Origin of the sequence: Legionella saoudiensis, assembly GCF_001465875.1 — a bacterium.
Taxonomy (GTDB): domain Bacteria; phylum Pseudomonadota; class Gammaproteobacteria; order Legionellales; family Legionellaceae; genus Legionella; species Legionella saoudiensis.
On the sequence record NZ_LN901324.1, the window covers coordinates 254,336 to 271,520 of the forward strand.

Below are 17,185 nucleotides of genomic sequence, written 5' to 3' on the forward strand. Positions count from 1 at the left end.
TAAATTCTTGACTTCCTAAGCCTGAGCCTTATTAGAAAGAATTCTAATAAGGCTACAGCCCAAAATAAATTATTAGTTTTGCGCTTCATTAATATTCGTATTATTCTTGTGATAATTTTTTATTTAAATCAAACCTCATGGCACAACATAATAGTCCGCAAATAATATTTGATGAGCAACTCGGTCAGTTTAACTGTACGGGTGCTTGGTCTGTTATGGATGTTGGTAATGTAGTTAAACAATTTACGACAAGCGCATTACCTCAAGCACAAAAAGTATGCATCAATGGCAGGGATATTAGTCATTTTGATAGCGCTGGTGCGTTAACCCTAATTCAATGTATCGATGCATTAAAGCAACGCGATAATCAAGTTGAGTTAACAGACTTTTCTGAACGACAACGCCAGCTTCTTGATTTAATTACTGATAAACACGAGGCTTTATCTTATAAGATTCCTGCTCCTGAGAAAGAAAATTTTTTTTATAAGCTAGGTAAAGAATCAGAGAAAAAACTACGCCAGGTTGATGGCTTAGTTGTTTTAATCGGTGATCTAGCTACTCGTATTTTTGACGCATTCGGAAACTGGCGCCGTTTTCAATTTCCTAGCATTATGTCTAATCTTGATTCCACGGGTATTAAAGCATTACCTATTTTAGCATTGCTCTCATTCTTAATCGGTGTGGTTTTGGCTTATCAAATGGGGCTGCAATTAACTACTTATGGCGCTAATTCGTTTATTGCCTACCTATCAGGAATGGCAATTTTTCGGGAATTTGCTCCATTAATTACCGCAATTATTGTGGCTGGACGAACAAGTTCTGCGTTTACCGCGCAGTTAGGCAGTATGAAAATTAATGAGGAAATTGATGCCTTGTTAACTATGGGCTTATCGCCTACTGAGCATCTGGTATTACCTAAAGTTATCGGACTATTAATAACCTTTCCTTTATTAATTTTTTGGTCGAATATTTTTAGTATTTTAGGCTCCATGTTTATGGCCAAGAATATGTTAGGTATAGGGTTTATTGATTTTTTGGAGCGGTTAAGAGATTCTGTAGGGATTTCTCAATTTCGACTCGGCCTTTATAAAGCACCAGCATTTGCCCTGATTATCGCTTTAGTCGGTTGTTTTCAAGGATTTAGAGTTGAGGCGGGCACTGAAAATAATATTGGAAGCCAGACTACCAAAAGCGTAGTGCAGTCTTTATTTTTAATTATTATTGCCGATGCAATTTACTCAATTATTTACAGCTGGATGAAGTTATAGATGAGTGACCCCATTATTGAAATCAAAGGGATGAAGAATTTTCTTGGTGGTCAATGGGTACATCGGGACGTTAATTTGACGGTAAACCGAGGTGAAATTCTGGCGATTATTGGGGGTTCTGGTAGTGGAAAGACCACCATTTTACGTAGCTTATTGATGTTGTTGAAACCAACTGCGGGCGAGATTAAAATATTTGGCCAGGATATCAGTAACCTTGATGCGCATCAGTCATTTATGTTGAGACGCCGCTGGGGCATGCTCTTTCAGCACAGCGCTTTATTTGCTTCGATGAATGTTTTAGAAAACGTCATGTTTCCTATGCAGGAGTTTGCGGATCTCGATGCTGAGTTCATGCGCGAATTAGCTTTATTAAAAATAGCTTTAGTTGGTTTGCCTAAAGAGGCTGCGGGAAAATTGCCTTCGGAACTTAGTGGCGGGATGCAGCGAAGGGCTGCGGCAGCACGTGCAATTGCTATGGATCCTGAGTTATTATTTCTTGATGAGCCCACTACGGGTTTGGATCCGCGCAGCGCACGTCTTTTTGATGATTTAGTAGTTTTTTTGCGTGACTCGTTAAATCTTACGATTGTTATGGTAAGTCATGATATTGAATCTTTAAAACGTACTACTGATCGCGTGGCATTTGTTGGCGATGGGCAAATTTTAAGTGTAGAGCCCATTAATGAATTAATGAAAAATAAAAACGAATTAATCGCTGATTATTTCAGTAAGATATAGTCCTTAACTCAGATTATTGTTTCGGAGATAAATTTTTTGGAATCAAAAACCAACTACACCTTAATTGGTGTCTTCATCGTAGTTCTATTCGTAGGGCTTTTGTCTGCCATGCTATGGCTATCTGTTGGTTTTAATCAAAAATCATATAGTAATTTTACCGTGTATTTACATGAGGCAGCCTCGGGTTTAAGTAAAGACGCGCCGGTTAAATTTAACGGGGTACAAGTGGGTTATGTTAATGAAATTAAACTGAATAAGAATGATCCACGACAAGTGGAAATTATTTTAGCAATTGAAAACGGTACTCCCATTACAACAAGTACCTCTGCAACTTTAATTTCCCAAGGAATTACTGGAGTAACTTATATCGGTTTAAGTGCCAGCACCTCAGATTTGACGCCTTTACCAAAGCTTCCAGGCGAACCCTATCCAGTCATTCCCGCAAAACCCTCTTTGTTTAATCAATTAGATAACCTCTTAAAGGAGGTTTCGGAAAGCATTAATAATGTAAGCACCCAAGCTAAACATATTTTCAATGAGAAAAATGCCCGACATGTGGCTCGCATTTTACATAATGTAGAAAAGGTAACTCATGTGGTTGCAGAAAATAGCCCACATATCGATGACAGTTTAAAAAATGCGGATGTCTTTTTAACTAACCTTGCAAAATCCAGTAAAGAGTTCCCGCAATTGCTTAGAGAGTTACAAACAGGGGTTTCTAAATTTAAAACTATGGCGGATAGCTTAAGCCATGCAGGAACTAGTGTATCAAGTACTATGGGAGCAGGTAGAAACACCTTAGAAAAATTATCCCAAGAAACTTTGGCGCCTGCATCTACATTATTACGTCGATTAAATGCGATTTCAGTAAACCTGGAAAAGGTTAGTAATGAAATGCGTCAAAATCCTTCGGTAGTAATTCGTGGGAGTTCTGCTCCCAAACCAGGACCTGGAGAGTAAGTAATGAGAAGATTAACTAATTTAGGGTTATGCTTGGTTTGTTTAATGCTCGTTGCCTGTTCACCAGTTAAAATTCCTGCGACGAACCAATATCAATTAACAGCTTATAGCGGTAAACAACTCGCTAAACATCCTGAGCGCATTGCTTTATGGGTGACGCAACCTGATGCAGCTGCTGGCTACCAATCAGAACAAATGCTGTATGTGAATAAGCCTTTTCAACTTGAATCATTTGTAAAAAATGCTTGGAGTAACCCACCAGCGGATATGCTTTATCCATTAATGGTACAAAGCTTACAAAAAACAGGTGTTTTCTATGCGGTGCTTTCAAGCTCATACAGTCAGGGTGCTGATTATCGTTTAGACACACAATTACTTTCTTTGGAGCAAAGCTTCCTGCGCAAACCCAGCGTACTCCAGTTTTCAGCAAAGGTTGTATTGACTCGGGTTTCGGATAACAAAGTGATGGGCTCTAAAATTATTAGCTTGCAAATCCCATGTCCTGTAGATAACCCTTATGGTGGTGTGGTTGCTGCCAATCAGGCAACACGACAATTTACCGCGATAATGTCTGAGTTTGTAGTATCACATCTATAAAAACCTCGGTTCTTGATTTGCAATAACTCAAGGACCGCACGGGCTCAGATTATTCTTACTAGAAACAACTAACCCCATTTGCCCAGATGTTTTTTCCTTGTTATTAAAGACAAAAATATCTCAAATTTAAAAAGCATACATTGGTAGTTCTGTAGTGGCGCTGATGTAGGAAATTGCTGATCTATTTCTTACCGCTCTTATAGCAAAAAAAAAAAAAGAATTGTACAATGTCGCCCCAAGAGCCCATGTTGGGATTTCGTGAATTTTTACTAATAAGAAGAATAAAGGAGATTGAGGATGAAAGCCGGATCAATTTGTAAATTAGGTCTGCTTGCAGCGAGTGTTTTATTGGTGGCAGCTTGTTCTAAAGCCCCAGGTATGGCTGGAGCTGGTGTGAGCGATGCCGGTGCTAGTGCTCAAGGTCTAGGACAATTTACTCGTTTTGCTGGTCAAGAGCCAGGAGAGTCTTATACTACTCAAGCACCTCATAACCAATTATATTTATTCTCTTATGATGACAGTGCTTTAAATCCTAAGTATCTGCCATCTGTAAATGCTCAGGCTGAATACTTGAAGTCACATTCTGGTGCCCGTGTTTTAATCGCAGGTCATACTGACGAGCGTGGTAGCCGTGAATATAACGTAGCTTTAGGTGAGCGCCGTGCAAACACTGTAGCAGACATTTTACGTATGGCTGGTGTAAGCAGACACCAAATGCGTGTAGTGAGCTATGGTAAAGAGCGTCCAATTAACTTAGGACATGATGCTGAATCACATGCACAAAATCGACGTGTAGAATTTACTTATGAGGCAACAAGATGATTAATTGCAAAAGACACATTATCGCTGCTGGTTTTTCGTTAATTCTTCCTTTGACCTGCTGGTCAGAGGCACCTGTAGTAGATGATAGTGATAATTTTGCAATGATGGATGGGCGACAGGCGCATGATGCGGCTGTTGCCGATTCTCGCTATTACGATGACCCGCCAATGGATGTGGCTCAAAATGATTATCCTTCTGATGCCTATCAAGGGGATGATGGTCCAGCACTTGCTAAAGATGATCAAACGAGTGGCCCCAGCGGCTCTAATGTTGCTGACAGTGCCTCCTTAATTGAGAAGATCCAGGCTTTACAAAAAGAAGTGCAAGAGCTTCGTGGGCAATTAGAAATTCAGGCTCATGATTTAAAATTATTACAGCAACAACAAGTTGCTTTTTATAAAGATTTAGATTCTCGTTTAAGTGGCGGCGCCTCCACTTCTGCAAAGGCGGTTACAGATAAGCCTGCAATGGATCTTTCCGTAGGTTCCAAAGAACCTGCTCCACGTGCTAGTGCTCCTGCAAAATCAAATCCAGTAGCAAAAACTGCTTCTACTGCCGAACCAGTAGTTACCCAGGTTTCAAGAGCAAATCCAGCGGATGAGCAAATCAGCTATCTAGCAGCCTATGAATTAATTAAGAACAAACGTTATGATGATGCCTTAGCCTCAATGAATACATTTGTACAAAAATATCCTCGTGGTGGTTACACTGCTAATGCTCAATATTGGTTAGGGGAGTTGTACTTAGTTAAAAAAGATTATGCAAAAGCAATAGAGCATTTTGATACAGTATTAAAACAGTTTCCTACTTCGAGCAAATCAGCTGCAAGCATGTTGAAGGTGGGATATGCCTATGCTGAAATGGGTAATAAACCCGAAGCGCAAAAATACTTACAACAAGTAGTAAGAGCTTATCCTAATACTCCTACTGCTCAATTGGCTAATTCAAAATTACGAACTATATGAAGTCTTTTGGAAGCCAGTTAACGTGTTTAAAATTAGTTCCTTCATTGTTAAGACAACCTATGATTTATCATACAGGTTGTCTTTCTCATTTATTCTTATACAACAGTAGTAACTGGAGTTAATTCCAAGGAGATCCGTTATGCATTGGCTGGCTCATGCCCCTGCTAATATTGCGTTAATTAAATATATGGGGAAGAAAGATGAGAGTTCCAATAATCCAGATAACTCCTCTTTATCCTACACATTAAATAATCTATTGAGTACAGTAAAGCTTGAGCAAATTGACTCGGAGCAAGACGCATGGGAGCCTTTAGTGGTACCTGGGCAAGTTAAGTTCGCTCTATCAGAGCTAGGGGAAAAGAAGTTTTTAAATCATTTAGCTCGAATAAAAAAATATTTTAACTATGAGGGTAGTTTTTTAGTACAGTCGTGTAATAACTTTCCTCACAGCAGTGGCATGGCCAGTTCTGCTTCAAGTTTTGCCGCACTTACGCGATGTGCCGTTTTTGCCTTAGCTGAATTAACTCAGCGAGAGCTACCTACCGTAGAAGAGCAAGCATCGTTAAGTCGCTTAGGTTCTGGTTCATCTTGTCGCTCATTCCATAGCCCTTGGGTTTTATGGCAAAATGATAACACGGTAAAGCCAATTGAGTTGCCTTACCCCGAATTAATACATCAGGTCGTGGTTATTAGCGCTGAGCAAAAAGCTGTGTCTTCCAGCGAAGCACATAAACTTGTTAAAAGTAGTGAGCTTTATGAGACTCGTGCTGAGCGAGCAGAAGAGAATTTAACACGTTTACTTAATGCATTTATGGCAAAGGATTGGGGAGAGGCTTACCAGATTTGCTGGCGTGAGTTTCAAGACATGCATCAACTCTTCAATACCTGCGCACAACCTTTTTCTTATATATCATCAAATAGCTTAGGCGTACTGAATGACTTGCAGCAGTTATGGGATAAAAAAGGCGATGGCCCTATAGTTACTATGGATGCTGGACCAAATATTCATCTAATGTATCGACCTGATCAAATGGAAATGGCACGTGAGTTCAAGCGTGATTATCTGGTGGGTAATTATGAAGTTCTATGATTTTGAAACAACAACTTATGGTAAATGGATTTTGGTAGGAGAGCACGCTGTAGTTCGCGGGCATGCTGCCTTGGTTTTTCCGGTTAAAGAAAGAAAATTAATTTTTAGTTACACGGCTGATGCACCATCGTTGAGCGCTGATTATCTAGGCAGTAGTGGTCCAGATATGCATTTATTGTTTTGGAGTGTATTAGAACATGGACTGAAGTTGTTAGGTCATTCTTTAAATCAACTTAGTGGCCATTTTCTTTTAAACAGTACTATCCCAGTAGGCGGAGGGATGGGGGCTTCAGCTGCTCTTTGTGTCGCAATGAGTCGTTGGTTTTGCGCACAGCAAATGCTTGCTCAGGAAGAATGTAATGCCTTTGCTAAAGAGCTGGAGCATTTATTTCATGGTAAGAGCAGTGGCTTGGATGTTGCTGGTGTAGCTGCAGAAGGAGGGGTTTATTTTAAAGCGGGAGAGGCCACCCCTTTGCGTCAAACATCTCAACCTCTATTTTTCTTATCGTCCTGCAACCAAATTGGTATTACTTCTCATTGCATCCAGCAGGTGCAACACTTGTGGGCTAATGAGCCTCAATTAGCAAAACAGCTTGATTTGCAAATGGCTGAATCGGTTGAAGAAGCCAAAGTAGCATTAGAACAGGGTGGTGCAGAGATAACTACCAATTTAACTAAAGCAATTAATAAGGCCGCCGACTGCTTTATGCAGTGGGGCTTGGTGAGTGAGAGTTTGCAGCAGCATATGAACTGGTTAACTTCCGTTGGAGCTTTGGCTGTGAAGCCTACGGGGTCTGGTGGTGGTGGTTTTGTTTTGAGTCTTTGGGATAAGCAACCGCCAGAACATCTGGAGTTATTGGCCGTGTAATTTTAAAGGCCGCCTACATTTTCGCATGCTCTCATGGCCAGCGAAGTGAAGCAAATCCAGTAATTAGTCCTAACGGAACATCGCTCTGGGTTGCTTCACTTTGTTCGCAATGCCAGCAGTTTTTTATTTTAATTTAATAGAAGACATACAGCGTGAACGCTACGGTGCTTCACTTCACTCGTGATTGATAGCTCACTTCATGAATAAGGAAACAGGAATTTCCTCAAAGTTTAATCAACAAACTGATAATACACTTCGTTTTGTTTAATCATACCCAATTCATGACGAGCTTGTTCTTCTAAAGCTTGATCACCACTTTTAAGCTCTTTAATATCTGCTTCCAAAGCTCTATTGCGCGCAACTAACTTATCATTTTCCTGCTCATGCTCGGTTAATTTTTTTTGCAAAGCGACCCATTGGATTAAATTTCCATCTCCGAGCCAAAGCTTATGTTGAAGCACAACTAAGGCAATAATTAGTATAATAAATACAGGGCGCATAAATTTTTAGCTTGTTTAGTTAAGATATTCTTAAATTTTATTGTATTACTTTATTTCAAGAAGGAGCAATATCTGGAGTAATAATTTTAGGGTTAATTAATTGCAGTAGCCTAGTTCTTGGCAACCAGGCTAAGTTTAAAATAAAACGACTCGTTCTAATCAAAAATGTCGATGTAAGATATCTAATTCCTCATTTAATTTTTCTATTTTCTCTAAAAGCTCAATGGCCAGTACGACGCCAGGCAAGTTAATCCCTAAATCCCGATGCAAACGAAAAGCTGATTCAATTTTATGTAATTCTTTTTGATTGAGTCGAAGTTGCTCAAGTTCAGTGGAGGTATTAGAAAATAAACCATGCTCCATCATTTCACTTAATAATTGTTTCGGTATGTTGTATTTAAGGCATACCTCCGTGTAAGTATAGGTTTTGCCCTCTTCAATAATTACGCCAACTAAAATATCATTTTTGTCCATGTTTAAGCCCCCATCTTATCACGAGGATTATAAGGCATTACTTCCGCCATTTTTTTATAAAGCTCCGTTGCTGCTTCGGTAGTAGGTGGCGGAGTAATAATCTTTAATAGCACATATTGATTACCTGGAGTTGCTCCGGGAAGACCACGATTTTTTAGTCTTAATTTTTGTCCACCCTGTGAACTGGGAGGAATTTTTAAGTCAATTTTTCCGGCCAAGGTGGGTACTGTTACGGTTGCGCCTAAGGCTGCCTCCCAAGGGGTGATGGGTAGGGTAAGGTAAATATCATTATCCATGACATCAAAAAGAGGATGCTTGTCAATTTCAACGGTTAGATAAATATCTCCTGGTGGGCCGCCTTGAATTCCCGGAGCCCCTTGGCCTGCTACCCTGATTTGTTGGCCTGACTTAACTCCTTTGGGAATTTTAACTTTCAAAGTCTGCGTAGCATTAGAACCCTCTTGCCGGCTGGGAACTTCAATGGTTCGGGTCGTTCCATTAAAGGCTTCTTCTAAGCTAACATGAATTTTTCCTTGATAATCTTGCCCAGCCATCGGTTGTTGTTGATAGCGTGAATGACCAAATAAAGATTCAAAGAAATCATCATTAAATTGAGTGCCATGACTTTGAAAAGGGCCAGAGCGTTCACTTTGCCAACCTGATTGTTGTTGAGCATTTGCGTGAAATTCGCGGTTTTTTAGATAGTTATCATATTCAGCGCGCTTCACTGGATCTTTAAGGACCTCATAGGCTTCGCCCATTTCTTTAAAACGTTCCTCAGCATTCGCCTCTTTACTAATATCCGGATGATATTTACGCGCCAGCCTACGGTAGGCGAGCTTAATGTCTTTTTCTGTTGCATTGTGGCTTAATCCCATTATTTTATAATAGTCTTTATCCATTTTAGACCTCAATCGTGTTTTTATTTTTGTAACACATAGCTACCTGGGGCGTCAGGTAAGTTCTTATCAATAGTTGGTGCTTTAACTTTAGTCCCACTTGATTTATTTACAAGCCATTTATGCCAGGCGACCCACCATGAGCCGGATTTTTTTTCTGCTTCTTCTAACCACATGCTTGCACCAATATACGAGTCGTTTTTTTTATGCTCATGAATTAAGTAACTGCGACCTTCATGCCCCGGTTCGCTGATAATACCGGCATTATGTCCACCATTAGTGAGCACAAAAGTGATATCCGAATGAATCATTAAATGAGTTTTATAGACAGATCTCCAAGGGGCGACGTGGTCTCTTTCGGTACTGACCACAAAGGCGGGAATCTGAATATTTTCTGCAACAATGTGTTTTCCTTCAATGGTTAACCGTCCCTCAGCAAAATCATTATTGAGAAATAATTTTTCTAAATATTCACTATGCATTTTATAAGGCATACGTGTTGCATCAGCATTCCACGCCAGCAAAGCAATCATCCCTCTTTGGGTGCCATGCATGTAGTCTTGGACCATTTTAGACCAAATAAGATCATAAGAGCGTAACATTTGGAATGTACCGGACATTTGTTTGGTATCTAAGTATCCTTGGTCCCACATCATACTTTTTAAGAAAGATACTTCACTGCGTGTGATGAACAATAATAATTCGCCTGCTTCAGTGAAATCACCCTGTGCTGCCAGTAAGGATAATGATTTTAGACGGTGGTCATTATTTTTAGCCATTGCCGCGGCAGTAATCATGGCTAAAGTACCACCAAGGCAATAACCCATTAAATGAATTTTAGTCTTCGGTATGATTGTTGAAACAGCATCAATAGCAGCCATTGCTCCTAGGCTATAATAGTCTTCAAGGCCAAGATTGCGGTCTTTCGAGTCGGGATTTTTCCAAGAGACAATAAAAACAGTATGTCCTTTTTGAGTAAGCCAATTTACTAAAGAATTATTAGGCAATAAGTCTAGAATATAGTACTTCATGATCCAAGCCGGAAGCATCAAAATAGGTTCTTTATAGACTTGGCTAGTTTGGGCTTCATATTGGATCAATTCAATTAAATGATTTCTGAAAACTATTTTGCCTTTAGTGATGGCTACTTGCTTTCCGGGGATAAAATTTTCTACGCCAGCAGGAGGGGAGCCGGTCAGCTTTTCCATAAAGTCCTGCAGCGCCAATTCCGTTCCACGAATTAAGTTTTTGCCGTTGGAGCGTATTGTTTCCTGGAATAAGTCTGGATTACTTAATACAAAATTTGAGGGAGATGCGGCATCAAGGATCTGTCGGGTAATGAATGAAATAATCCGTTTTACAGGGATTGGAAGCCCTGGAATTTCTTTGGCTGCTTTTAATGCCCATTCTTCAATTTGCAAAAATTGTTCTGCCCACAGGCGCCAGGGATAATAACTCCAATTATCTGTGTGAAAGCGTACGTCTTTACCATCGGCAGGCTTTTCTTGATTTAGCAAGTTATTCACATGGTCAGAAAAATTCATTGCTGGATAAAGGCCTAGTTTCAGCATAGTACCAGGTGCTTGGATGAGTTGCGCCATCCAGGAAAAATACGAAACAGCAATAGACGCCGGACTAATTCCTGCAGTAATTTTGGCTAGATTTGCTTGATAAGTTTTATCGATAAAATCAAAAATATCATCGGTTTCTGGTGGATCACAGTCTTTACACTCTTTATCACTTAGTGTAGCTTGTTGCTTTTCTGTTGCAGGCGTTGATTGAGTTATTTTAGCAGGAACAGCCTTCGCCATTTTTTTCATGGTGTCTGTCTCAATGCAATTAGTTTAATAAAAAAAGTATAGCAGTTTCTTCTGCTTATACCTAAGAGACGCCACAGGTTAAGTTTTAGGTAGTGCACTTAATTTTACTGGAGATTTTTTATGCGAAACTATATGTTAAAAATTTTAATAGCTGGAGTTTTTGGATTACTGGCGGGATGTCAGTCTAATCCAGGTCAATCAGCCTCTCTATTTAGTGCACCATTTGCTAACCCTTCATTTGCTCCTGCTCCTCAAGGAAATTTGACTCAATCAGTACAAGAGGCGCTCATGCGTAATGATGAATTAGCTGTGGCACCAATCCGTGTTGAAACACGCCAAAATGTGGTGATTTTGTCAGGATATGTTAAAAAGATTCGCCAAAGTGATACTGCAGAATTAATTGCGCGTCAGGTTCCTGGAGTTCAATCTGTTGAAAACCGTATTATTGTCCGCCCATAATTAAAGTATCCTTGATGCGCATAGCTTAGCCATGGTTCATCTGCCTAAGGAAATCCTTGATTAGGTTGTGTTGCATCAAAGCATTAAATAAAAATCAGCTATAGTTAAGATCTCAAATACACGCCTCTGTACTATATTTATACAATAGAGGTGTGTTTTATATCTTATGGAGAAAAAAATGGCTGACTTAATTCACAGTGTCTTGCCTGTGCCTCGACGCGAAATTGCTTACATCCATCCTAATGAATCAATAAGAAAATGCGTTGATTTGATGAACTCTTTGGATATTGGTGCCTTAGTTGTGGTGGATGAGGATAAAAAGTTAATTGGCATTGTAAGTGAGCGTGACATCGTTCGCTCCTGTTTACATAAGTGTGTGAATATGGATACAGGGAAGGTAGCTGATGTTGTTTATAAAAATGTTACCATTCTAAGTCCTAACGATGTCGTTGAAAAGGCAATGCAAGCGATGACTACCACGAAGCGTAGGCACATTTTAATTCGTGATGATGAGGAAAATGATTTTATCGCCATCATTTCGATAGGTGATTTGCTCTACCATATCCTTGAAGATAAATCGCGAATTATAGAGCACTTAGAAAATTACATTCATACCTATTAACAGGATAATGATGAATGCTATAGTATTGTTTTCAATATAAGTTTGCATCTTATGAAAACAGCATTTAAATTATTTTGGGTAATTTTTTTATTGAGCTTTAATTTATGGGCAGGCGATGTGCCTTCATCCTGGTACACGCAGGATGCGAATAAGAAGGTAACGCTCAATGTAGAGTTATTTCTTTCCTCCACCTGCCCGCATTGCCATAAAGCAGATGAGTTTTTTAGCTCGCTTACTAAAACAACACCTTACTTGCATGTACAACGTAATATCATTAATGAAGATAAGAATGCATTAATTCATTTTAATCAATTACTAAGCGAACAGCATATGGACGATTTTGCTGTTCCATCGATTTATTTTTGTGGTTCCCGTTGGTTAGGTTTTGCTTCCGCTGAAACAACGGGTAAAGATTTATTGCATGCTATTAATTATTGTAAGCAGCAAATTGAAAAAGATGGAGCATTAACTCCTGCAACCATTGATACATTACGTCATTGGGCTAATGCTAATAAATTTGATTCAGGAATGGTAGAAAACCCTACAACATTTAGCTACATCGTTACTATTGCAATTACCGATGCCTTTTCGCCTTGTGCATTTTTCTGTTTTGCCGGCTTTTTGGCATTTTTATTTCTAAGCGAGAACCATAAAACACGTATTAGCGCCAGTTTATTATTTATTTGCGGGATGGTAATTACCCATTACTGGCAACAAGCACATACCAGTACTTTTTATGAGGTATTACCCTGGCTACGAGTACCGGCAATTATTTTAGGCGTTGCGGCAGTATACTTTGTAGTTCAGCATTATAAAAAACAATCCACTCGTTGTTGGCTATTATCCCTGGCATTTTTATTTGGCTTTATGGTCACTGCCTATCAACAAACATGCGTCATGAATTGGTCTTACATCTTTGAGCAATGGCTAAATAACCAGCATGTATCCTATATTCAAGCAGGGTTTTATCAATTGCTATACCAGGCTTTATATATACTGCCTTTAGTGATTATTCTGATTTTTTATTTAATGTTACTTAAAGTGAAGCGATTTGCCGCAATGCAACCACGGTTAGTTCCTATAGGATTGCTTTATATCTTAGCTATTGCTGCGTGTTTAATCGCCTATCCTTTTTTATTAGTTAATTTAACGGTATCGGTATTTACAATCCTTATCTTGGCTGTTTGTGGGCGTTTTGTAAATTTGACTTGATCTTGAACTTATGATTTGGGATCATCGTTATTCTTTGTTTTTCAGGTGCTAACATGAGTAAGCTCATTGATATTCCCGTAGTTGTTGAAAGCGGACATAAATACAAGACTTCTAATGGCATTACAGCAATTAAAGATGGGGTAAAATCAACCGGACATGTTCATGAGCGCATGCCAAAACCTAAATGGTTACGTATTGTCAACCAAACTACTCCTGCTTACAGCCAGGTAAAAGAACAGGTACAAAAGCATCGTTTGGCTACTGTCTGCGAAGAGGCCAAATGCCCTAATATTTCTGAATGTTGGTCGCATGGCACGGCAACGATTATGTTAATGGGGGCTGTATGTACCCGGGCTTGTCGTTTTTGTTCGGTGGATACTGGGAATCCTCACGGCTGGCTTGATGCGGAAGAGCCAGAAAATACTGCCAATACCGTAGTTTTAATGGATTTGGATTATGTCGTTTTAACTTCGGTAAACCGCGATGATTTAGCAGATGGTGGGGCAAATCATTATGCAAAAACAATTCAGGCAATTAAACGCCGTTCTCCGAAAACTAAGGTTGAGGCCTTAACTCCTGATTTTCAGGGGGTTGAGCGTGATGTTGCTATATTGCTTGATAGTGGAGTAGATGTGTTTGCACAAAACGTGGAAACAGTAGAGCGTTTAACTCATCCTGTGCGCGATAACCGTGCAGGTTATCTGCAAACTTTAAATGTATTATCTTTTGCTAAACGCTATCGCCCTGATGTTTTGACTAAAACGAGCTTAATGTTGGGGTTAGGTGAGACTGATGAAGAAATTATCCAAACGATGGATGATTTACGAGCTCATAATGTAGACATTTTGACTTTAGGTCAGTATTTACAGCCAACAAAAAATCATTTACCAATTCAGCGCTATGTAACACCGGAAACTTTTGCCGAATTAAGACAAATTGGCTTGCAAAAGGGGTTCTTTGAAGTTGCTTCTGGGCCATTGGTTCGCTCCAGTTATCGTGCGGATAGGGTATTTAAGCGAGATAATTTAGGATTGGAATTATAAATCTTCTGATTGTTTAAGCCTTAGGTTGGACTCACAGTCCAGCCCAAAATGGTTTATTAACATCAAAAAATAAATTCGGTTATTGCGAATGAAGTGAAGCAAGCCAGAGTTCTGTGCTCTGAACTCCTAGCTTGCTTCGCCACTACGTTTCCTGCAATGACAGTTTGCTCATTTTTAAGTTGGTGATAACCTGATTACACCAAAACAACACCACGTTTTTTCATTAACTTTTGTAAACAATAAGCAGCCAGATACATAAAAAAACCTAATATAATGGCGCTAACACCTAAACTAAGGTAATACTCCTTATAATAAGGCAGACTTTCCACTGGCGAATTAATCGTTACGGGGATTGCTACCCAACCTGCAAGCCGGCCAGATATAGCATGAGCAAGTGAGCTTGCTAGATACCAAACTCCCATAGCAAATGCGATGGATTTTTGATCACAATACAAACCAATCATACTTAAACCAATAGCACTCACCCATAATTCAGCGATAGAAATTAAAATATAGGTTAAGGCAATATAATTCCCGTTAACTATCCCATTTACTGCTTGATGCGTCGCAAAAGTCAATACCAGTAAGGCAAGTCCGGAGAGAAAAACACCAGCGGCGAACTGGTAGGGAATAGTAAATTTGGGTACCATCTGATAGAAGCGAGGAAGTTGGCTGCCAATTGCTAAAATTAGTAGAGGATTTAATATTTGATAATGAGCTGGTGATACGCTAATACCCCATAGATTATGATCTGAGTTATTTTGCGCAAAAAGAATGAGGGTACTATTCATTTGATTATAAATAACGAAAAATACAATGGCCTCAACCACCAATAAGATAGCAATCATCTGCTTATCACGAGTAGGACCAGAAAGGCTTATGGTTTTTTTCAAAAACCATAATATGCCCATGCTGCTACCCACTGCGATAAACGTACTGGCAATATAAACATGTGAAAAAGCATAGAGGGTTAATAAGTAGATAACTGCGATATAGGCAATAAGGCGAAATATTCCCGAGCGTGAAAATTTAGATAAGTCTTTTCCCCAAATCACATTGTCATAAATAAAATAGCGATTGGCAAAGTTTAAGGCGGCGATGGATTTTCCAATAAAGGCAATGGTTAAAATAGAAAGAGGGCCAAAACGACTTTCTAGTAATACAGGCGCAATTAAGGTAGCGAGAAGGGCGCCCACGTTAATGGCAATATAGTAGTAGGTCATGGCCGATTTGGCTTTAATGGCATCATCAGCATAAATATGGGAAACCATACTCGATGAGGTCCCCATTAATAAAGAGTTTGTTGCAGGAATGAATGCATAGGCAGCAATAAATAATTGATCCCCTAAGGTGTTTACTGTATAGCCACTAAGCATCATGAGTAAATACGCAAAGGCTAACATGACACTCCCAAGGAGTATCGAACGCCTTACACCGACAACGGTATCTGCCATATATCCGCCTAACATCGGCATTAAATAACCTGCAGCATGAGCAACCCCAATAAAGGCATATGCTTTAGCCTGGCTATAGCCTAGTCCTTTAGCCAGTAAAGGGCGTGTTAAAAATAAAATTAAAATGGTATTAAGTGCATAAACAGAAAATTGGCTCCAAAAGGTGATGAATACGATATTACTGGCTTGCTTTTGCCGAAGATCTAATTCAGGTAAGCAGTTTTTTACTTCTTGAGAAATCATTTCCCACCTCATCATTTGATAATTAATCATATATCGTAAAATACAGACAATAAGGTTACGTCATCCTTGCTAACTTAGTATCGTTCCTGCGTGTGAAATTAAAGCTGTCGTTCATTGCTTCGCAATAACTGAATGTACTTACGCGAACAGATACTAAATTCAGATTATCACTTCTTGGCAAGAACTACATCTATTATATGGGTATCATGATAGGGAAAGGTGAATATTTTACTAAAAAGCCGCTTAAGTCGCTGAAGTAGGAAGTTTTTAGGCAACATACGAATGGATAAACTATTTAAAAACCAAGTTCCTTCTATACCGAAAAGAGCCAGTTCATCAATATTATTCAAGGTAATAGGAATTTCTAAACGCTTATGATCAATAACTTCAAATTGATGCTCTTTAAAAGCCAACATTAATTCATCATTGTTTGCTGCAACAGTAGTGTTTTTTACAATGGATTTATAGTAGTGGCCAACCACACTACTTAAAATGGTATCTTGTGAAATAAACTCCGCTAATTGTTGTTGCGCTACGGGAAAAGAATCATAAGTTGTGGTGATCATGGAAAAATGACCATTGGCACGAGTCAGCATTTTAGCTTCATTAAACAAAATATTAATGGGAATATAGGCATTAATAAAATGAGCCAAAATCAGATCTTGGCTGTGTGCAGGCAAGAATTTACTTGCATGCGCTGCACTGCATTCAATGGTAACCAAGGGCAGTATTTCTTTGGCGCGCCGCAACATTTCTGAAGAAACATCAATGCCGGTAAACTCTGCCATAGGCATTGCATGTTGTAGTTTTTTTAAAAATGCGCCATCACCAACTCCCAGATCCAAAACTTTATAATGAGGTTTCATTCCCAAATAAAATTTTTGCATCTGCTCTATGGCTACTTGATGACTCTTGCTAATAGCTCCGAAGCGATTAGCAGTAGCATAATTTTCAGCGATTTCGTTATACATGGCCTTCAAGGACATGCAAAGTTCCAAGTTTAAAAATGAGTTTGGTAAGTATATCCCTAAATTGGGGAGTTTTGCGACTGCTGTGCGATGAAAAAATTATTGTTATTTTTCTTGTAATTATTTGTGAGAGTGGTATAGAGTGTGCGGTTGCGGTTAAGTCCATTATTTTATGGTAGGATA

18 protein-coding genes are annotated in these 17,185 nt (G+C 39.2%); 12 read left to right on the plus strand and 6 right to left on the minus strand.

Features of this window, described 5'->3' with window-relative positions; translation table 11 throughout:
- The first annotated feature begins 137 nt into the window (after positions 1 to 137).
- From BN3124_RS10190 to BN3124_RS10225, 8 genes are all read left to right on the plus strand, one after another.
- Positions 138 to 1,268, plus strand: coding sequence for an MlaE family ABC transporter permease (locus tag BN3124_RS10190; protein WP_058534697.1), 1,131 nt, complete (start codon positions 138 to 140; stop codon positions 1,266 to 1,268).
- Positions 1,269 to 2,006, plus strand: coding sequence for an ABC transporter ATP-binding protein (locus BN3124_RS10195; RefSeq protein ID WP_058534698.1), 738 nt, complete (start codon positions 1,269 to 1,271; stop codon positions 2,004 to 2,006). It begins immediately after the preceding gene.
- Between the two features lie 36 nt (positions 2,007 to 2,042).
- Entirely contained in the window at positions 2,043 to 2,966 is a 924-nt protein-coding gene (locus BN3124_RS10200) for an MlaD family protein (RefSeq protein WP_149865245.1), read from the plus strand.
- Positions 2,967 to 2,969: 3 nt separating this feature from the next.
- Positions 2,970 to 3,563 carry an ABC-type transport auxiliary lipoprotein family protein gene (locus tag BN3124_RS10205; protein ID WP_058534700.1) on the plus strand — a complete coding sequence of 198 codons (594 nt, stop codon included), beginning with the start codon at positions 2,970 to 2,972 and terminating at the stop codon, positions 3,561 to 3,563.
- A gap of 297 nt (positions 3,564 to 3,860) precedes the next feature.
- On the plus strand, positions 3,861 to 4,385 hold the full coding sequence (gene pal / locus BN3124_RS10210) for a peptidoglycan-associated lipoprotein Pal (protein ID WP_058534701.1): 525 nt from the start codon (positions 3,861 to 3,863) through the stop codon (positions 4,383 to 4,385).
- On the plus strand, positions 4,382 to 5,350 hold the full coding sequence (ybgF, locus tag BN3124_RS10215; RefSeq protein ID WP_058534702.1) for a tol-pal system protein YbgF: 969 nt from the start codon (positions 4,382 to 4,384) through the stop codon (positions 5,348 to 5,350). Before pal ends, ybgF begins: the two co-directional genes overlap by 4 nt.
- 139 nt (positions 5,351 to 5,489) lie before the next feature.
- On the plus strand, positions 5,490 to 6,440 hold the full coding sequence (locus BN3124_RS10220) for a diphosphomevalonate/mevalonate 3,5-bisphosphate decarboxylase family protein (RefSeq protein WP_058534703.1): 951 nt from the start codon (positions 5,490 to 5,492) through the stop codon (positions 6,438 to 6,440).
- On the plus strand, positions 6,427 to 7,308 hold the full coding sequence (locus tag BN3124_RS10225; RefSeq protein WP_058534704.1) for a mevalonate kinase family protein: 882 nt from the start codon (positions 6,427 to 6,429) through the stop codon (positions 7,306 to 7,308). The genes BN3124_RS10220 and BN3124_RS10225 overlap by 14 nt, the downstream gene beginning before the upstream one ends.
- A 230-nt stretch (positions 7,309 to 7,538) precedes the next feature.
- Here BN3124_RS10225 and ftsB read toward each other — a convergent pair whose 3' ends face one another.
- From ftsB to BN3124_RS10245, 4 genes are all read right to left on the minus strand, one after another.
- The gene (ftsB, locus tag BN3124_RS10230) at positions 7,539 to 7,808 is read right to left on the minus strand and encodes a cell division protein FtsB (RefSeq protein ID WP_058534705.1); all 270 of its coding nucleotides are present in this window, start codon (positions 7,806 to 7,808) and stop codon (positions 7,539 to 7,541) included.
- Between the two features lie 159 nt (positions 7,809 to 7,967).
- The gene (locus BN3124_RS10235; RefSeq protein ID WP_058534706.1) at positions 7,968 to 8,282 is read right to left on the minus strand and encodes a chaperone modulator CbpM; all 315 of its coding nucleotides are present in this window, start codon (positions 8,280 to 8,282) and stop codon (positions 7,968 to 7,970) included.
- Between the two features lie 2 nt (positions 8,283 to 8,284).
- On the minus strand, positions 8,285 to 9,184 hold the full coding sequence (locus BN3124_RS10240) for a DnaJ C-terminal domain-containing protein (RefSeq protein ID WP_058534707.1): 900 nt from the start codon (positions 9,182 to 9,184) through the stop codon (positions 8,285 to 8,287).
- A gap of 20 nt (positions 9,185 to 9,204) precedes the next feature.
- On the minus strand, positions 9,205 to 11,001 hold the full coding sequence (locus tag BN3124_RS10245; RefSeq protein ID WP_058534708.1) for a PHA/PHB synthase family protein: 1,797 nt from the start codon (positions 10,999 to 11,001) through the stop codon (positions 9,205 to 9,207).
- Between the two features lie 132 nt (positions 11,002 to 11,133).
- Here BN3124_RS10245 and BN3124_RS10250 point away from each other — a divergent pair, with 132 nt between their 5' ends.
- From BN3124_RS10250 to lipA, 4 genes are all read left to right on the plus strand, one after another.
- Complete coding sequence (locus BN3124_RS10250) at positions 11,134 to 11,460, plus strand: BON domain-containing protein (protein ID WP_196398937.1); 327 nt, start codon at positions 11,134 to 11,136, stop codon at positions 11,458 to 11,460.
- Positions 11,461 to 11,638: 178 nt separating this feature from the next.
- A complete protein-coding gene (locus BN3124_RS10255; RefSeq protein WP_058534710.1) occupies positions 11,639 to 12,082 on the plus strand; it encodes a CBS domain-containing protein in 444 nt (147 codons plus the stop codon).
- A 51-nt stretch (positions 12,083 to 12,133) separates the two neighbouring features.
- Entirely contained in the window at positions 12,134 to 13,294 is a 1,161-nt protein-coding gene (locus tag BN3124_RS10260) for a hypothetical protein (RefSeq protein ID WP_058534711.1), read from the plus strand.
- A gap of 53 nt (positions 13,295 to 13,347) precedes the next feature.
- Entirely contained in the window at positions 13,348 to 14,337 is a 990-nt protein-coding gene (gene lipA, locus BN3124_RS10265; RefSeq protein WP_058534712.1) for a lipoyl synthase, read from the plus strand.
- Positions 14,338 to 14,531: 194 nt separating this feature from the next.
- Here lipA and BN3124_RS10270 read toward each other — a convergent pair whose 3' ends face one another.
- Complete coding sequence (locus tag BN3124_RS10270) at positions 14,532 to 16,034, minus strand: peptide MFS transporter (RefSeq protein ID WP_058535869.1); 1,503 nt, start codon at positions 16,032 to 16,034, stop codon at positions 14,532 to 14,534.
- A gap of 167 nt (positions 16,035 to 16,201) precedes the next feature.
- A complete protein-coding gene (locus tag BN3124_RS10275; RefSeq protein ID WP_058534713.1) occupies positions 16,202 to 17,020 on the minus strand; it encodes a class I SAM-dependent methyltransferase in 819 nt (272 codons plus the stop codon).
- Positions 17,021 to 17,185: the final 165 nt, after the last annotated feature.

Excerpts from the sequence above, each read along its gene's own strand:
- BN3124_RS10190 (WP_058534697.1), top strand. The coding sequence starts at position 138 with ATGGCACAACATAATAGTCCGCAAATAATATTTGATGAGCAACTCGGT.
- BN3124_RS10195 (WP_058534698.1), top strand. The coding sequence starts at position 1,269 with ATGAGTGACCCCATTATTGAAATCAAAGGGATGAAGAATTTTCTTGGT.
- BN3124_RS10205 (WP_058534700.1), top strand. The coding sequence starts at position 2,970 with ATGAGAAGATTAACTAATTTAGGGTTATGCTTGGTTTGTTTAATGCTC.
- pal (WP_058534701.1), top strand. The coding sequence starts at position 3,861 with ATGAAAGCCGGATCAATTTGTAAATTAGGTCTGCTTGCAGCGAGTGTT.
- ybgF (WP_058534702.1), top strand. The coding sequence starts at position 4,382 with ATGATTAATTGCAAAAGACACATTATCGCTGCTGGTTTTTCGTTAATT.
- BN3124_RS10220 (WP_058534703.1), top strand. The coding sequence starts at position 5,490 with ATGCATTGGCTGGCTCATGCCCCTGCTAATATTGCGTTAATTAAATAT.
- BN3124_RS10225 (WP_058534704.1), top strand. The coding sequence starts at position 6,427 with ATGAAGTTCTATGATTTTGAAACAACAACTTATGGTAAATGGATTTTG.
- ftsB (WP_058534705.1), bottom strand. The coding sequence starts at position 7,808 with ATGCGCCCTGTATTTATTATACTAATTATTGCCTTAGTTGTGCTTCAA.
- BN3124_RS10235 (WP_058534706.1), bottom strand. The coding sequence starts at position 8,282 with ATGGACAAAAATGATATTTTAGTTGGCGTAATTATTGAAGAGGGCAAA.
- BN3124_RS10240 (WP_058534707.1), bottom strand. The coding sequence starts at position 9,184 with ATGGATAAAGACTATTATAAAATAATGGGATTAAGCCACAATGCAACA.
- BN3124_RS10245 (WP_058534708.1), bottom strand. The coding sequence starts at position 11,001 with ATGAAAAAAATGGCGAAGGCTGTTCCTGCTAAAATAACTCAATCAACG.
- BN3124_RS10250 (WP_196398937.1), top strand. The coding sequence starts at position 11,134 with ATGTTAAAAATTTTAATAGCTGGAGTTTTTGGATTACTGGCGGGATGT.
- BN3124_RS10255 (WP_058534710.1), top strand. The coding sequence starts at position 11,639 with ATGGCTGACTTAATTCACAGTGTCTTGCCTGTGCCTCGACGCGAAATT.
- BN3124_RS10260 (WP_058534711.1), top strand. The coding sequence starts at position 12,134 with ATGAAAACAGCATTTAAATTATTTTGGGTAATTTTTTTATTGAGCTTT.
- lipA (WP_058534712.1), top strand. The coding sequence starts at position 13,348 with ATGAGTAAGCTCATTGATATTCCCGTAGTTGTTGAAAGCGGACATAAA.
- BN3124_RS10270 (WP_058535869.1), bottom strand. The coding sequence starts at position 16,034 with ATGATTTCTCAAGAAGTAAAAAACTGCTTACCTGAATTAGATCTTCGG.
- BN3124_RS10275 (WP_058534713.1), bottom strand. The coding sequence starts at position 17,020 with ATGTCCTTGAAGGCCATGTATAACGAAATCGCTGAAAATTATGCTACT.